Source organism: Burkholderia sp. b14 (genome assembly GCF_900156195.1).
In the GTDB taxonomy this organism is placed as follows: domain Bacteria; phylum Pseudomonadota; class Gammaproteobacteria; order Burkholderiales; family Burkholderiaceae; genus Mycetohabitans.
Genome location: NZ_FTPJ01000003.1, coordinates 14,420 through 29,646, shown reverse-complemented (window position 1 = coordinate 29,646; position 15,227 = coordinate 14,420). Strand labels below are relative to the sequence as shown.

9 protein-coding genes, 2 tRNA genes, 2 rRNA genes and 1 pseudogene are annotated in these 15,227 nt (G+C 54.2%); 3 read left to right on the top strand and 11 right to left on the bottom strand.

What is annotated here, in order from left to right; all coding sequences use genetic code 11:
- Positions 1–96: 96 nt before the first annotated feature.
- The 3 genes and pseudogenes from mdh (at position 97) to B0B13_RS17100 (ending at position 4,731) form a co-directional block, all read left to right on the top strand.
- On the top strand, positions 97–1,269 hold the full coding sequence (mdh, locus tag B0B13_RS04670) for an iron-dependent methanol dehydrogenase (protein WP_076785140.1): 1,173 nt from the start codon (positions 97–99) through the stop codon (positions 1,267–1,269).
- Positions 1,270–2,611: 1,342 nt separating this feature from the next.
- Positions 2,612–3,865, top strand: coding sequence for a hypothetical protein (locus tag B0B13_RS04655; RefSeq protein WP_076794697.1), 1,254 nt, complete (start codon positions 2,612–2,614; stop codon positions 3,863–3,865).
- Between the two features lie 73 nt (positions 3,866–3,938).
- Positions 3,939–4,731, top strand: a pseudogene (locus tag B0B13_RS17100) (IS5 family transposase).
- Between the two features lie 396 nt (positions 4,732–5,127).
- Here B0B13_RS17100 and B0B13_RS04635 read toward each other — a convergent pair.
- The 11 genes from B0B13_RS04635 to B0B13_RS04585 form a co-directional block, all read right to left on the bottom strand.
- Complete coding sequence (locus B0B13_RS04635) at positions 5,128–6,162, bottom strand: IS481 family transposase (RefSeq protein ID WP_076794689.1); 1,035 nt, start codon at positions 6,160–6,162, stop codon at positions 5,128–5,130.
- 83 nt (positions 6,163–6,245) lie between these two features.
- Entirely contained in the window at positions 6,246–6,623 is a 378-nt protein-coding gene (locus B0B13_RS04630; protein ID WP_076794687.1) for a hypothetical protein, read from the bottom strand.
- Complete coding sequence (locus tag B0B13_RS04625) at positions 6,620–7,009, bottom strand: putative holin (protein WP_083703637.1); 390 nt, start codon at positions 7,007–7,009, stop codon at positions 6,620–6,622. The genes B0B13_RS04630 and B0B13_RS04625 overlap by 4 nt, the downstream gene beginning before the upstream one ends.
- Positions 7,010–7,223: 214 nt before the next feature.
- Entirely contained in the window at positions 7,224–7,799 is a 576-nt protein-coding gene (locus tag B0B13_RS04620) for a lysis system i-spanin subunit Rz (protein ID WP_076794682.1), read from the bottom strand.
- A gap of 408 nt (positions 7,800–8,207) precedes the next feature.
- The gene (locus tag B0B13_RS04615) at positions 8,208–8,747 is read right to left on the bottom strand and encodes a glycoside hydrolase family 108 protein (protein WP_076794679.1); all 540 of its coding nucleotides are present in this window, start codon (positions 8,745–8,747) and stop codon (positions 8,208–8,210) included.
- An 828-nt stretch (positions 8,748–9,575) separates the two neighbouring features.
- On the bottom strand, positions 9,576–10,472 hold the full coding sequence (locus B0B13_RS04610) for a hypothetical protein (protein ID WP_139337320.1): 897 nt from the start codon (positions 10,470–10,472) through the stop codon (positions 9,576–9,578).
- A gap of 410 nt (positions 10,473–10,882) precedes the next feature.
- Positions 10,883–11,251, bottom strand: coding sequence for a transposase (locus B0B13_RS04605; RefSeq protein ID WP_083703636.1), 369 nt, complete (start codon positions 11,249–11,251; stop codon positions 10,883–10,885).
- 365 nt (positions 11,252–11,616) lie between these two features.
- Positions 11,617–11,730 (bottom strand): 5S ribosomal RNA (rrf, locus tag B0B13_RS04600).
- Positions 11,731–11,839: 109 nt separating this feature from the next.
- Positions 11,840–14,723: ribosomal RNA gene (locus B0B13_RS04595) — 23S ribosomal RNA — on the bottom strand.
- A 261-nt stretch (positions 14,724–14,984) separates the two neighbouring features.
- Positions 14,985–15,060: transfer RNA gene (locus B0B13_RS04590), tRNA-Ala, on the bottom strand.
- A 53-nt stretch (positions 15,061–15,113) separates the two neighbouring features.
- Positions 15,114–15,190, bottom strand: a tRNA-Ile gene (locus B0B13_RS04585).
- Between the last annotated feature and the right edge of the window lie 37 nt (positions 15,191–15,227).

The window sequence follows — 15,227 nt, the reverse complement described above, 5'->3', positions numbered from 1 at the left end:
GAGCGCTTGAAAAATCGTCCATTCGGACGCTGGTACGGTTCGTGCGTCAACCCTTTGGCCACAAGATAGTAAGCCCCCCAAAAACTCGGAGACGCAATGAGCTACCTAAACATCGCTGATCGTACCGACAGCTTTTTCATTCCCTGCGTGACCCTCATCGGACCGGGGTGTGCACGCGAAACCGGTGCTCGAGCCAAGTCGCTCGGCGCAAAAAAAGCGCTTATCGTGACGGATACCGGCCTGCACAAGATGGGGATCTCCGAGATCATCTCAGGCTACCTTCGTGAGGCTGGGCTTCAAGCCGTGATCTTTCCAGGTGCCGAACCCAATCCGACCGACATCAATGTCCACGACGGTGTCAAGCTGTTCGAGCAAGAAGGTTGTGACTTCATCGTCTCGCTGGGTGGCGGCTCGTCGCACGACTGCGCAAAAGGCATCGGGCTGGTCACCGCCGGCGGCGGACATATCCGCGACTACGAAGGTATCGACAAATCAACGGTGCCCATGACGCCGTTGATTTCTATTAACACGACGGCCGGCACTGCGGCAGAGATGACGCGATTCTGCATCATCACCAACTCAAGCAACCACGTCAAAATGGCCATCGTCGATTGGCGCTGTACTCCGCTCATTGCGATCGACGATCCGCGCCTGATGGTGGCGATGCCACCGGCATTGACCGCTGCGACCGGCATGGACGCGTTGACCCACGCAGTGGAAGCCTACGTTTCCACCGCAGCCACACCGATTACCGACGCGTGCGCCGAAAAGGCAATCGCTCTGATCGGCGCATGGCTGCCGAAGGCAGTGGCGAACGGCGAATCCATGGAAGCACGTGCCGCAATGTGCTATGCGCAGTACCTCGCCGGCATGGCGTTCAACAATGCGTCGCTCGGCTATGTGCATGCGATGGCACATCAGCTCGGCGGGTTTTACAACCTGCCGCACGGAGTCTGCAATGCGATCCTGCTGCCGCACGTGTGCGAGTTTAACCTTATCGCCGCGCCAGAGCGCTTTGCCACCATTGCTGCGCTGCTCGGCGTAAATACCACCGGGCTCAGTACAGTCGACGCTGCGCGGGCTGCTGTAACAGCGATCCGGAACTTGTCCGCGTCCGTCGGTATCCCGTCGGGCCTGGCTAGCCTGGGCGTGAAGGCACACGATCATGAAGTTATGGCTAGCAATGCGCAGAAGGACGCATGCATGCTGACCAATCCTCGCAAAGCAACCCTCGCCCAAGTCATCGCAATCTTCGAAGCCGCGATGTAAACCGAATCCCGCCTTCAACAGGGAATTGCAAGGAACAAAAAAGCTGCATGCGAACTTTGACGGACCGGGCATTAGGCGCCGTGCTATCTCCATGCTAAAGAAGCATGTTTTTCGACATGTTCTACCATCGGGTGTCTGTGCCCATCGATTTCAAGATAGACGCGGCGCCCGCCCGTATACAGAGGATGGCTTAAGACGGAGTTCACCAAGGGTTTGTAGTAAACCGTAAAACGATGATGCAATAAGCGTTCAATAAAACTAGAGATCGTGAATAACGCCGGGATGTCATTGCGGTTGCTTATCGATAAATGGTTCTCGCCCACTCTTGAGACGTCCATTCGAATTGCACGCTTCAGCCGCATGCATTCCAATCAGCGGCGCTACGTGTGCATAGAAGCCTCAAGGCCGACAGGCGTGCAGACCGTGTTCTTTTTCAGGCACGACGACGGCTCATGGCAAGTGTTTCCGCCCACGGCGAAACAGCCTACGATGCGGGTGACCCAAAGCGGAATTTAATGATCACTCGGGCAATGAACCGTAAGTCGATACGGTCGGACACCAACTAGTCTCGACGGGCCATGGCAGAAGGTTGGGTAATGATGAGCGTTAGGCGGTCGTGGTCCGTTGTAGAACCGCCAGCGCTTGTTGAGCAACTTAGCCTAAACTCAATGGTCGACCTGCGAAAAAGGCGCTCCAACCATGGAGAAGCGTAAACGGCATTTTGAGACCGCATTGACGATCAAAACTTGGCCTCGAAGAACCGCTGATTTGCGAAATCGAGGTCAAAGGCGTTGGGATCGAATTTGTTAACCGGCGCTTCAGTAGCCGCGGGTACGGCGCGCATGCCTGGGCGAGCTGATCCAGATTGACGGCAGCGAGCATTCGTGGTTTGAGGAGCGCGCGCCACAGTGCACGCTGCTGGTGTACGTGGACAATGCGACGAGCCGGCTGGATTCAAATCTAGCCGGTTGGTGCATACTTTGCGACGCTGCCTGCGATCAAATCGGCAGCATGACTGCCCCGGATGTTCCACTTAAAATCTTGGAACACTGTCCGCACACCGCGGCCACTTCTTTTCGTCGAACACCGCTTAGCGCTTGATCGTCAAGTACATCGACGATATCTTACTTGGTATCAGCGTAGAAATTTGACACAAACTTGCGAGCGCAGTTTTTAAGCCACGGCCGGGCAGCGAAAAAGCGATACATAGTCGCCTCTACTAGGAGGGGAAATGAAGCGGAAACGGACATACTCAGAGTCGGAACCGATACACGCCTTGCCGAATAAACGCGCTCGACACTGGACAGAGCGAAGTCGGCAACGCAAGCTTTCGGAGCCCACGTTGGCATCAGATGTGCTACAGGATGCGCAGCAACGCGATTTTCATCAGCGTACCATCGAATTAGTCCGCAAAAGCCTAGCGGGTTTCGCCCAGCCACCGCAGCGTCGATTACCCGAGCTGGAAGAAAAAAGCTTCTATTATGATGATCAGCACGATGCTAACAGGCCTGATATCGTTTATCAGGTAAAATATGGGCCTGCGGCCGCTATTAGTGACGCGGATAAGCAGTGGCTTAAGCAATATTATGGTGAAGATGTTAGCAAGCGCTACACTCAATATAACTCGAAACGACCTTTTTATGCCGAGGCAGCACAACAAACGGGTCGCCCACTAACCCACCAGGAAGCTGCGGTGAATGAAGGCAAAGACCCTGGATCAACAAGCATTAACCACCTCATTGCGAGCGCAACCGGTCAGCATTTGATGAATCAAATGACATTACTGTACAGAGCGGGCGCGCAACAGTTCGAAGAAGCGGAAAAAGCGCAAAATCAGCAAGATGATAATATCGGAGAGGATGAGGCTAAATCTATCTGGAAACAAAAACGGGCGGGACTGGCAAAGCAGGCGGCAGCGATGGGCCGGCTACGCGGGTTCGGCCGTGCGATTTTGGCCGATGAATATACTCGCCATGGTTATGGTACTGAATTACGTGATGTGTGGGTTGCCACCGATTACAATGCTAATATCCTAAAACGCAACCGGATGGCTGCCGACATCCAAAGGGCTTTTGAGGGAAAAACGCCGGCGGATCGACTCCAAGCCTATAAAAATTTTATGGCTAATACGTTCGACTCTACCGGCAATCTCCGGCTCGGTCACGGCAAAGGAAATGGCCGGGTCTCTACGGGTTTCGATATGCCGGTCACAGAGAAGTCAACACCGACACCTCGCGGACGGCGTTTATTTGAAGCGAACTATAATTATGGCATGCCTGAAATGCAAGTATCAGGTAAGGTGGACAATTTTAAACCCGGCATGTTTACCACTGTCCAAAAAACAGGAGAGCCCGAACAAAATTTAACGAGTAGCCAATGGGCGCCCCATCCGCCTAATTTATTTCAGCAGATCGCAAAATATATTGCTGCATCTAACACCCGCCTTGCAAAGCCCAGCGCAGCACGTGCAGATTTGTCGAACGCACAAGCAACCAACCACTTTTGGTTTGCTACTCTGCGCCAGAGGATGCAACCGCAAAAACTGCACGAGTTAATTGCGTGGACGCGATTTCGCTCTCCGCCAAACGATTTTTGATGCCAACAGGCCGCCCCACCTCATCGCCTAGAGCGTGTTATGCACTTTCAGCAAGGCTCAAAATCGAATCGAGATGGAGAAACGCAGACCCTATCCGAGCGACGTGACGGACGAAGGATGGCGCTTCGCTGCTGCGTATTTGACGTTGATGGAGCCAGACGCACCGCAAAGACGGTATGAATTGCGCGAGTTGTTCAACGCGCTGCGTTGGCTAGCTCGTGCAGGCGCTGCGTGGCGCATGCTGCCCGACGAACTTTCCGCCATGAGAAGCGGTGTATCAGCAAACTCAACGCTGGCTGCGAGCGAGCTGCTTCGAAGCGATGGTTCAGGATTTGCGTTCGGTGCTGCGTGTTGCGCAGGGCCGGCAAGGCCAGCCCAGTGCGGTGGTTCTGGACGGGCGTACGTTGCAGTCGAGCTGCGAGCGTGGCCCACGCGCAGGCTACGACGGGTACAAGCGCAAACGGGCAAGCAAGGTGCATATGGCCGTCGATACGCTCGGGCATTGGCTGGCGGTTCATGTCACGCCGGTCAATGAGCAAGCGCGCGCGCAGGTTCCGGTTTAGCACAAGAGGGGCAACTTGTGAGCGGGCAGAGCGTGAAGCTTGCCTTTGCCGACCAAGGTTATATAGGAGAAGAGCCGGCACAAGCCGCGCAAGATGAAGGCATCGAATTGCAGGTTATCAAACGGTCAGAGGCAAAGAAGGGCTTTATCCTGCTGCCGCGCCGATGGGTCGTCGAACGCAGTTTTGGATGGCTCAATCGCTCGCGACGACGAGCGTTTGCCTGAAACGCTCGTCGACTTGCATTTCGTCATCTTTGCCATGCTCATGCTCGTTCATGCCGCGCCTATCTTGCAAAGTGCATAACACGCTCTAAAGAATCGTGGCGATGTCATTGAGCGTGCGCTCGGCCGCTGCCAGCGGCATATCCGCGACGTTGCACGCTCGCTCGATTACGAGCACACTTATTTCGCATTGCCGCAATCGAATTGGCCTGGCGTGGCACCAACGTCGCGAACGAAAGAGCAACAAGCGCGGCTCGCGCGCTATGAATCGATCCCGCGCTATCATCGAAGCGGCATAGCAATCCGAGCGATTACGTCCATCATGGCATTGGAGCGGCGCACAGTGCGGTACTGAATTCATGCCGGCGAGTTTTGCTAAAGAGCGCCGACAGGTGCGCTCCCAATACCGTCAACTCGTATACCGAATAATTGGACGATTCAACCAACCGCAAGATCTGTGCGATTCACAGACATCGTTTCACTTTTTAGAGGGCCGTTTTCGTGACGTGTTGGAACTTGTATCTCCTATCTGAGCCACGAGTTCCAACACGCTCCGGTGATGTTTAGCAAGGGTCTTGTCGAGCCGCCATTCGCGGTGTTGAACGCGCTCTTTCAGTTCGTCGTAGGCACCAACTACCTCTTCCGAGAGGGGTGTCAGTTCGCCCAGTTCTGCTATGCAATCGACAGGCGTCTTGCCACCGAGTGATCCGTGCGGGCGGCGCCAGTTATAGTCGAACTGCCACTGTTCAATTTGCTCTTCGATCGTGCCTTCGGTCAGGCCATGACGGGGCCAGAATTCGTTCAAGTCAGTGAGTTGCGAACGCTCGACCTTGCCATTGAGGTGTGGCGAACGTGGTGGGATCGGTCGGAATTTGATGCACTCGCTCATCAGGCACCGCTGCACTGATTCGGCGAAGAACTCGCTGCCCCGATCCGTCTGGATACGTTGAATCGGAAACGGCATTTCCTCGATGACGCGATCAAGAAAAAGCAACGTATTACGTGCATTTCTGCGCGAATAGACGGCTAGTACACGGAAGCGAGAACAATCGTCGACGGCGGTGTACTGATAGACGCCCCGTGCGATCTTCATCGTGTCCATCTGGACGCAATCGCCCGGAACTGGACGGCTATAACGTTTGGGCTGCGCTGCTCGCCTGGGTCGAATCAATGGCGTCACACGCGCCTGGCACAAGATCTTGTGAATGGTCGCGAGGGATAGTTCTCTTTGCTCATGCAATCGCAGCTCATTTTGGATCCGCCGCGCGCCTTTGTGCTCGGCACGCAGTCGGAGGATCGTTGCTCGATCGCTCTCAGAAACCTTCTGGTTTGGACTTCGGTGTGGACGGCGGCTTTGGGATTGGAGACCGGCTTCGCCGGCTTGCTGATAGCGGCGTAGCCATTTGCGAAGTGTCGGTCGAGAGATGCCACACCGCGCACACACGAGGCCGGCAACGCCGGCCTCGTGATACATGTGCACCCAACGTAATCGCGCGGCAATCTCTCGGTCCATCGCCTCATTTTAGTTGAAACGATGTCTGTGAATCGCACACAAGATCTGCCCTCATCGATTGTATTGAATCAAAGAAAGCTTCGCTACGGCTGTTTACGCTCGCTTAATACCCTCCGGCGTGTCTTGCGCGTTTGACGCAACGCCTCGGTGATGACGCCAACATCTCCACGCGCCATCATCACAAAACTCAGCACCAAGGCATTGACCGCCACATGCGTCGGTTCCACCGGTGTGGAATACCATCCTGCACATACACGTACCGCCAAAATACCATACACCGCGACCAACCAAAATCGTATCGCTCGTTCATACCAATTCAACGGACTGCGCCGGGGTACTGGCGCACTAAAGGCAAACAACAGAATCAGAAAAATCGCACTTGCCAATACCCCATTCATCCACAGCAGCAGCAAGTCCCATACGCTGTAGGCATTGAAGTACGCTATCGCCGCTTTTATCATTTGTTTAACTCGCTATTCTTAGTGTCATTAACAGGCGTACTCCCAATGATCCGGTAGGTTAACTGAGTCAACAGTTCCGGTACTATTTTCTCTGACCAACCCAACAGTGTATTGGCCAGTGTCACGATCGCCGCCGTAGACAGAAACGCGGCAAGCCATTCCGGTAGCCCCACGTACTGCTGCACTGACGAGGTCACCGAAAATCCGCCAATCACTGATACGCCGAAATATGCTACCTTGCGCGGCCACGACGGTTCACGGCTATGCAGCAAAAATATCAATGCACCGCACACTACCCCACTTATCAGGGTTAGGTCATCCTGTGTCCAGGCCCTTGAACTGAACACGGAAGGCACACGCAATAATAGTTCAAAGCACCACATCATGCTATACCTCTGCTATATGTTCGCGCATCCGGCATCCAGTTGATCGGACCGTGCATGCTATGCTTACAACTGTATCGTATGGACATTGTTTGGGCTGGCCATCTGGGCAACCAACGCATTTCGCTTACGTGGTTGCCCGATCACCGTACGCTTGAATTACACTACAGACTTGCATTGATACCTCCTTTGGTGACCAATCGTTCAAGACATTTTGTCATGGTACCGCCGACTGAAGCCCGGCCACGGGACACTCTGCGGTTTCAGGCCGCACCGCGCACACGTAAGCTTGTAAGGCCTTGAGCTTATCTATTTCTCGCTGGTCGTCGTCAGCGACCCGGAAAACGCGTTCTGCAACCGCTGGGTCGAGGTCTGCGTAGGTGGGGGAACCATCGCCCATTCCGGTGGTGGAGGCAAAGTCGGACACGTCACGGCTACGGGTTGAACAGTTGACGACGGCGACACGCAGCCGCTCAGTACCAGCAGCAAGAGCATTGCGCAAACGTTGATTTTCATTCTCATGGGCTTGGCGCTCCTGACTCAGTTGTGCATCCAGCGTTTCAATCCGGCGGGCCTGGACCTCACGCATAGCGGTCGCTTTCTGTTGCGCGGCCAAAGCTGCGTCTGAAATCGCTTTTATTTGTTCGGCATGCTGTTCATGGTCCCGGGCTCGCGCAGCTTGTTCTTCAGCCAGCCGCCTACCAGCGATGACCGAGCTTATGCTCCAACCCAAGGCAATCCCTACAATGAATAGAACACCATAGGGTGCGATCCATCTCAGCAAATGCTGCATTGCACTCTCCTTGACCGTGGCAGCTGTGTTCCCCGCCTAAGGCACGTCGACTGCTATCCCACAAAGGTTTCTGCTCCTGCCTGTGTACTAAACCTATCCCATGCACTCATGCAGCCGGAACGCTAGATGGGCTGAAAAAGGCAAAAACACTATATACCGCATTTATCTCATTGCCCAAACGAATCCTGACTTAAACCGCCATCATTGAAAGAATTAGCAATGTAGGCACAGCGACTATGCTTTAAAAACAAGCCGCCGTGAAACAATACACTTGACATCGCTCAATTAAGTGCGACTATGGCATTGTTACGGATATGTAGCGATTCGCACAAAAATAAAAAAATCATAGAACATTGCTACGCATTGCATCTAATTTTGAAATAAATAGCTTGGGGTGGGAAGTACCTTTCATAGTCGGTTCATTACCCAGCCAAACACGAATGCTTCGTCTTTCTCTCGTCTCTCTGCCAGCTCAATGTAACGCGCCCCTTGTAGGCTATTGAGTGCCTTGAGAAGCGCCACTTGCCCTGGCTCTTTGCGTTTGTCCAGAAAAGCTTTGAGCGCCGCGGTGGTTTTGAGGCCTATCAAACCATCTACCATCATATCGGGGTAATCGGCCTGCCGACGATTGAACACATTGAGCACACGCTGCAGAAACTGTGCTGCCACCTGCGCGCCCATATTGACACCGGTATCAAATAATTCAAGCGCAATCGGCGCTGATAGTGTGGCAACGTCCTCCAGATGCAGCTGCTCCCAATAGCGACGCCGATAAATGGCTTTGGCGGTTGCTAAGGGCAACAAGGTCATCCGACCCGAATACCCTTCTGCTCGCGCCACCGCCTCAGTAATGCCATAGGATGTTTCGCCGCCGCTATCATCAGGATGATTAGAGTAGCCTCCTTCTCGGGCCACCGTCTTTTCAAATGCATCATCAAACGCCGTCATGGCTTTGCTCCTCTTCATAAGATCGCCATACGCATCCTTCTTGAAAAATTCACTTGAGTCAACAGGCGAATGGGTTCAAACGATAAGCTGTTCAAAAAATAAAACTATCGAATGCAACAGATACCAGTCCCGTTTGCCACGGTGACCACGGCGAGATCGCAACTGATGGGTCTCCACTTTGATGTCGCGCGAGCTCAGGCTGAAACGACCGTACCATCAATCTGCGTAGCGAATGGTCGTCGCCGGAAAATGGTGAGCGTGATAAAGCGATTTTTTCTTCTTTAGCCCCCGAGCTGACCCGAGCTCGTTTACAATACAATGTGACAAAGCCAGTGCTCGAGCGCCGACATGCAGTTCTGTCAAAACAAGCCATGGCGATAGTCACAAAGAAAAATCTACAAACGTCATTGGTCGCGAGTGGGCACCCAAAGGTGAAGGGTTCAATGGCATCATCGGCTGACCGTTTCCCTCCATCTGATGCGCGCAAGGACAACGAGAATGCCTGCCGAAGATCGGGTCAAGATGTCAGTGTCTGTTATCGCGACGGAAGACGCCGTGGAGGCAGTAAATTGCGTACCTTCTGCGAGATAATCGTTCGAATCATACGAAACCTGGCAGTAGTGACTTAGAGAGGTGCTCGCAGCAGACTAAGCATCTTCACGGCTTGCACGCCATTGAAGAATTTTTTACTGTTATTTTATAAAGATTTTTTATGGTCAAAACGCCATAAATTGTGCAAAAAAGTACGATTACCCATAATAAGGTTGGCCTACCGGCGTTTCCCATCTTCAACTTCACCGATTCCAACGCAGACGGATCGACGACGGTTCACTTTGGCCTGGGCGGACGGGCGCTGGTCAACCAGCTAGCATGCCAGTAATTTTGCTTGGGCCGGTACATTTGCTCATAATCAGGTCCAAACCGCCATTTTTTCGAGTTAAAGATCTCATAGTGCGGAACTTCTCTGTCCTTTTTCCAAAACCGCACATGCTGCTTGACCTGATCGGTTTTTTGATGCCGATACAGCCATCTCAGTTCACTGGATGTAATACTGGTCCCATGCCCTGTCTTGCCCGCTACCGCACTGAGATTTTCATCAATGTCGTCCACAATAAAGTGAATGTTTTTTTGCCTGACCAACAACTGGTACTCAAGTCCCGCCTTACTGGTTTTCTTCCATAAAGCCTTACTCGCCTCTAATGTTAATTGTTGGCTTGGTGTCACTTCGCTAGCAACATTGTAGCGGGGATGACGGGACAAAAACGTTTTGAATGCAATACCTCGCTGGGCATCGGCTAACGTCTTTTTGATGCGCTTGTCTGACTGGTAAACGTAGGGCTTATCCAGCGGATCCCATACCGCATTTGTCAAGTCATTTTGAATCAAAATTCTTTTAGGCGGCAGCGCATCCCGCTTTTGCGTGACGCCGCTGCCTTGGTCTAAGTTACTAAACCCGGCTTGCTTTAACGTGTCCAGTGCGCGCTTTCTCGGCGCATCTAGACCATAGACAATATCCCCCTCTTGAAAGGCCGCTGCCAATTGTTGATACGGAATTTGTTCACCGCCTTGGTTCGCTTGCGAAGCAGACGAAAGTCTAGCCAACACGGCTTGAATCGGTGCTAGTTTAAATGTCTGCGTTGACTCGTCCCCCCTCTCGGATAACCGCCTACTCGAGCGGCGCGAGGATTGATGCACTGCGTCCTGCTGAACGACATTTGTTTTCATTTTCCGCTCCTCATGGATCCGCTATGCTTGACACACAAGTCGATGGAGAGTTGCTCGCCCACCGGCTCCAGCCAGATTCACATTGAGCGAGCTAGCCCGTTCGTCGATTTCAACACACGGTGAAATGGTACGCGCATAGGCTAAACTATACCGCTGCATAGGATATGATACTTTAATGTTCGCGTGCCAGGTATGCGCATTGTTGCGCGCAAGGTAAATTTGGACCACCTTTCAGTACAGTCGGCCTTTTTCGCTCGTGACGTTGCTACCACGTGCAGCGTATTCAATTCGATCGCCGGCAATGCGAGAAAAGCGTGTTCGTGATCAAGCGAGCGTGCAACTTCGCGGATAGGCCGCTGGCAGCGACTTAGCGCGCGTTCAATGGCATCGCCAAGATGCTTCAATAGATGCTATCGGTCGGCCACTTGTATGGCTTGCGGCGCGCTACGGGTGATGCCTTTGGCGTAAACCCCAGCGCGATCGCGCGACACGATGCGAATTGTGCGGTTTCCTGTTAGCCAGTTCGCCACCGATGTCGCATCACGATCGGGCAACCAATCTAATGGGCGCCGTTGCTCAATGTCGACCAGTAGGGTGCCATAGCGATGAGCGCGTTTGAATGCCCAGTCATCGACGCCAACTATGGTAGGGTTGGATGTCGTCGCGACGTACTTTTGACCGTTGCGCTTGAGCAAACGAAGCATCGTTTCGCCGCTGATCGAGATGCCCAGCCGCTGCGCCAGGCGCGCATCTGCGGCGCCACTGAGCGCCAAGCCCACATGCCACAGCGCCGTCTGTGCTCAGGCTGTGCGGCGCTGCTGACGCGCAGTGAATGGCGCAAGGCATTGGGCGAATGTTCTCCGGCGACCCAGCCAGATTGCTATACGTTTCTCGACACTGGCAGTGGCGCGCATCGCGCCGTGGGGCCCGCACTGGGGCCGTGCGGGCTGCAGCACGCGCGACTGATTGGGCCAAGCTCGTCCATACGGGGTGGCACTGCCGCGCAGGGGGAACGGCCCCCCACTCGGGGCAGGCGGTGCTCGAGTGCGGGTTGAGCCAGCGAGGTAGGCGGAGCCGGGGGGCGTTCGCCACAGCACAACGCCCGCTTCGGGGGGGAAGCGGGCGTTGGGGGGGCAAGGGGGGAGCCTGACGATTACCTACTTTCACACGGGCAATCCGCACTATCATCGGCGTGGAGTCGTTTCACGGTCCTGTTCGGGATGGGCAGGGGTGGGACCGACTCGCTATGGTCATCAGGCAAAAGGGGGAGCTGTCGCGCGGCGGGGCGCGCCAGCGAATCTGGAACAAGAAGCAGCCGGTAGGATTATGTCGTCGAGGACGGCACAACGGTAAAACGGACCAGTTATAGGATCAAGCCTTACGGGCCATTAGTATCGGTTAGCTGAGCGCATTACTGCGCGTACACACCCGACCTATCAACGTCCTGGTCTTGAACGACCCTTCAAGGGGATCGCGTCCCCGGGGAAGTCTCATCTTGAGGCGAGTTTCCCGCTTAGATGCTTTCAGCGGTTATCTCTTCCGAACATAGCTACCCGGCGATGCCACTGGCGTGACAACCGGTACACCAGAGGTTCGTCCACTCCGGTCCTCTCGTACTAGGAGCAGGCCCCCTCAAACTTCCAACGCCCACGGCAGATAGGGACCAAACTGTCTCACGACGTTTTAAACCCAGCTCACGTACCTCTTTAAATGGCGAACAGCCATACCCTTGGGACCGGCTACAGCCCCAGGATGAGATGAGCCGACATCGAGGTGCCAAACACCGCCGTCGATATGAACTCTTGGGCGGTATCAGCCTGTTATCCCCAGAGTACCTTTTATCCGTTGAGCGATGGCCCTTCCATACAGAACCACCGGATCACTATGACCTGCTTTCGCACCTGCTCGACTTGTCGGTCTCGCAGTTAAGCACGCTTATGCCATTGCACTATCAGCACGATTTCCGACCGTACCTAGCGTACCTTCGTACTCCTCCGTTACGCTTTGGGAGGAGACCGCCCCAGTCAAACTGCCTACCATGCACGGTCCCCGTGCCCGATTCAGGGCACTAGGTTAGAACCTCAAACAAACCAGGGTGGTATTTCAAGGACGGCTCCACGCAAACTAGCGTTCGCGCTTCTAAGCCTCCCACCTATCCTACACAGATCGGTTCAAAGTCCAATGCAAAGCTACAGTAAAGGTTCATGGGGTCTTTCCGTCTAGCCGCGGGTAGATTGCATCATCACAAACACTTCAACTTCGCTGAGTCTCGGGAGGAGACAGTGTGGCCATCGTTACGCCATTCGTGCAGGTCGGAACTTACCCGACAAGGAATTTCGCTACCTTAGGACCGTTATAGTTACGGCCGCCGTTTACCGGGACTTCAATCAAGGGCTTGCACCCCATCATTTAATCTTCCGGCACCGGGCAGGCGTCACACCCTATACGTCCACTTTCGTGTTTGCAGAGTGCTGTGTTTTTATTAAACAGTCGCAGCCACCAGTTTATTGCAACCCCTTCACCCTTCTGGCGCGAGCCAGTCAAGCTAGCAGGGCGTACCTTATCCCGAAGTTACGGTACCAATTTGCCGAGTTCCTTCTCCCGAGTTCTCTCAAGCGCCTTAGAATACTCATCTCGCCCACCTGTGTCGGTTTGCGGTACGGTCTCGTTAGACTGAAGCTTAGAGGCTTTTCTTGGGACCCCTTCCGATTGCTTCGCAGCTTAACGCCGCTCGCCCCACACCCTTGAATTGCGCGCCCGGATTTGCCAAAGCGCCTTCTCCAATGCAGGGACCGGGATTTCCGACACCCGGACAACCTTCCGCGATCCGTCCCCCCATCGCATCTAACGACGGTGCAGGAATATTAACCTGCTTCCCATCAGCTACGCATTTCTGCCTCGCCTTAGGGGCCGACTCACCCTACGCCGATGAACGTTGCGTAGGAAACCTTGGGCTTACGGCGAGGGGGCCTTTCACCCCCTTTATCGCTACTCATGTCAGCATTCGCACTTCCGATACCTCCAGCACACTTCTCAATGCACCTTCGCAGGCTTACGGAACGCTCTCCTACCATGCGCACTTAGCGTGCGCATCCGCAGCTTCGGTAACTGGCTTAGCCCCGTTACATCTTCCGCGCAGGACGACTCGATCAGTGAGCTATTACGCTTTCTTTAAAGGGTGGCTGCTTCTAAGCCAACCTCCTGACTGTTTTCGCCTTCCCACTTCGTTTCCCACTTAGCCAATTTTAGGGACCTTAGCTGGCGGTCTGGGTTGTTTCCCTCTTGACGTCGGACGTTAGCACCCGGCGTCTGTCTCCCGTGATTGCACTCTTCGGTATTCGGAGTTTGCTATGGCGAGGTAATCCGCAATGGACCCCCCAACCATGACAGTGCTCTACCCCCGAAGGTGAGACACGAGGCACTACCTAAATAGTTTTCGGAGAGAACCAGCTATTTCCAAGTTTGTTTAGCCTTTCACCCCTATCCACAGCTCATCCCCTAACTTTTCAACGTTAGTGGGTTCGGTCCTCCAGTACGTGTTACCGCACCTTCAACCTGGCCATGGATAGATCACTTGGTTTCGGGTCTACGCCCAGCAACTGTTCGCCCTATTCGGACTCGCTTTCGCTACGCCTGCCCTATCCGGTTAAGCTCGCTACTGAACGTAAGTCGCTGACCCATTATACAAAAGGTACGCCGTCACCCCTTGCGAGGCTCCGACTGTTTGTATGCATGCGGTTTCAGGATCTATTTCACTCCCCTCCCGGGGTTCTTTTCGCCTTTCCCTCACGGTACTGGTTCACTATCGGTCGATCACGAGTATTTAGCCTTGGAGGATGGTCCCCCCATCTTCAGACAGGATTTCACGTGTCCCGCCCTACTTGTCGTACCCCTAGTTCCACATCTGAGTTTTCGCCTACAGGGCTATCACCTGCTACGGCCGCCCTTTCCAGAGCGTTCGGCTAACTTAGAGGCTAAATGGTACAGGCTGATCCCATTTCGCTCGCCACTACTTTGGGAATCTCGGTTGATTTCTCTTCCTGCGGCTACTTAGATGTTTCAGTTCGCCGCGTTCGCTTCACATGACCTATGGATTCAGTCACGGATGACCCATACGGGCCGGGTTGCCCCATTCGGACATCTGCGGATCAAAGCTCGTTTGCCAGCTCCCCGCAGCTTTTCGCAGGCTACCGCGTCCTTCTTCGCCTGTGATCGCCAAGGCATCCACCACATGCACTTGTTCGCTTGACCCTATAACAAGTCCGTCTTGCAACGCACCGGCTATAGGTTGAGTTTTCGCGTTGTGCCGTATCTTCCAAGCGTCTTTTCAGATCACTCAAAACAATACTTTCAATCACTACCCGTCTATCTTCTGCGCCCATCTCAAGACGCGTCCAATAGACATTACTGCTTCTTTTTCCAGATTGTTAAAGAACGTCACAGCCATACCGCACTGCTTGACCCACGGGTCAATCGCCAACACTCCGTTTGGGAGCGCTCGCGATTGAGCAGTGGTGGAGGCAGACGGGATCGAACCGACGACCCCCTGCTTGCAAAGCAGGTGCTCTCCCAGCTGAGCTATGCCCCCCTTGGGTTCGGGCCGCGCTGCGCGCAGCGCTCGTGGCGCACACCAGACTCGCGTGGTGGGTCTGGTTGGATTCGAACCAACGACCCCCGCCTTATCAAGACGGTGCTCTAACCGACTGAGCTACAGACCCTTCGTCTGTCCCTGTGACTTTCACAGCCGATAAGCGT

Coding starts and splice junctions, on each gene's coding strand:
- mdh (WP_076785140.1), top strand. CDS start 97: ATGAGCTACCTAAACATCGCTGATCGTACCGACAGCTTTTTCATTCCC.
- B0B13_RS04635 (WP_076794689.1), bottom strand. CDS start 6,162: ATGGACCGAGAGATTGCCGCGCGATTACGTTGGGTGCACATGTATCAC.
- B0B13_RS04630 (WP_076794687.1), bottom strand. CDS start 6,623: ATGATAAAAGCGGCGATAGCGTACTTCAATGCCTACAGCGTATGGGAC.
- B0B13_RS04625 (WP_083703637.1), bottom strand. CDS start 7,009: ATGATGTGGTGCTTTGAACTATTATTGCGTGTGCCTTCCGTGTTCAGT.
- B0B13_RS04620 (WP_076794682.1), bottom strand. CDS start 7,799: ATGCAGCATTTGCTGAGATGGATCGCACCCTATGGTGTTCTATTCATT.
- B0B13_RS04615 (WP_076794679.1), bottom strand. CDS start 8,747: ATGACGGCGTTTGATGATGCATTTGAAAAGACGGTGGCCCGAGAAGGA.
- B0B13_RS04610 (WP_139337320.1), bottom strand. CDS start 10,472: ATGAAAACAAATGTCGTTCAGCAGGACGCAGTGCATCAATCCTCGCGC.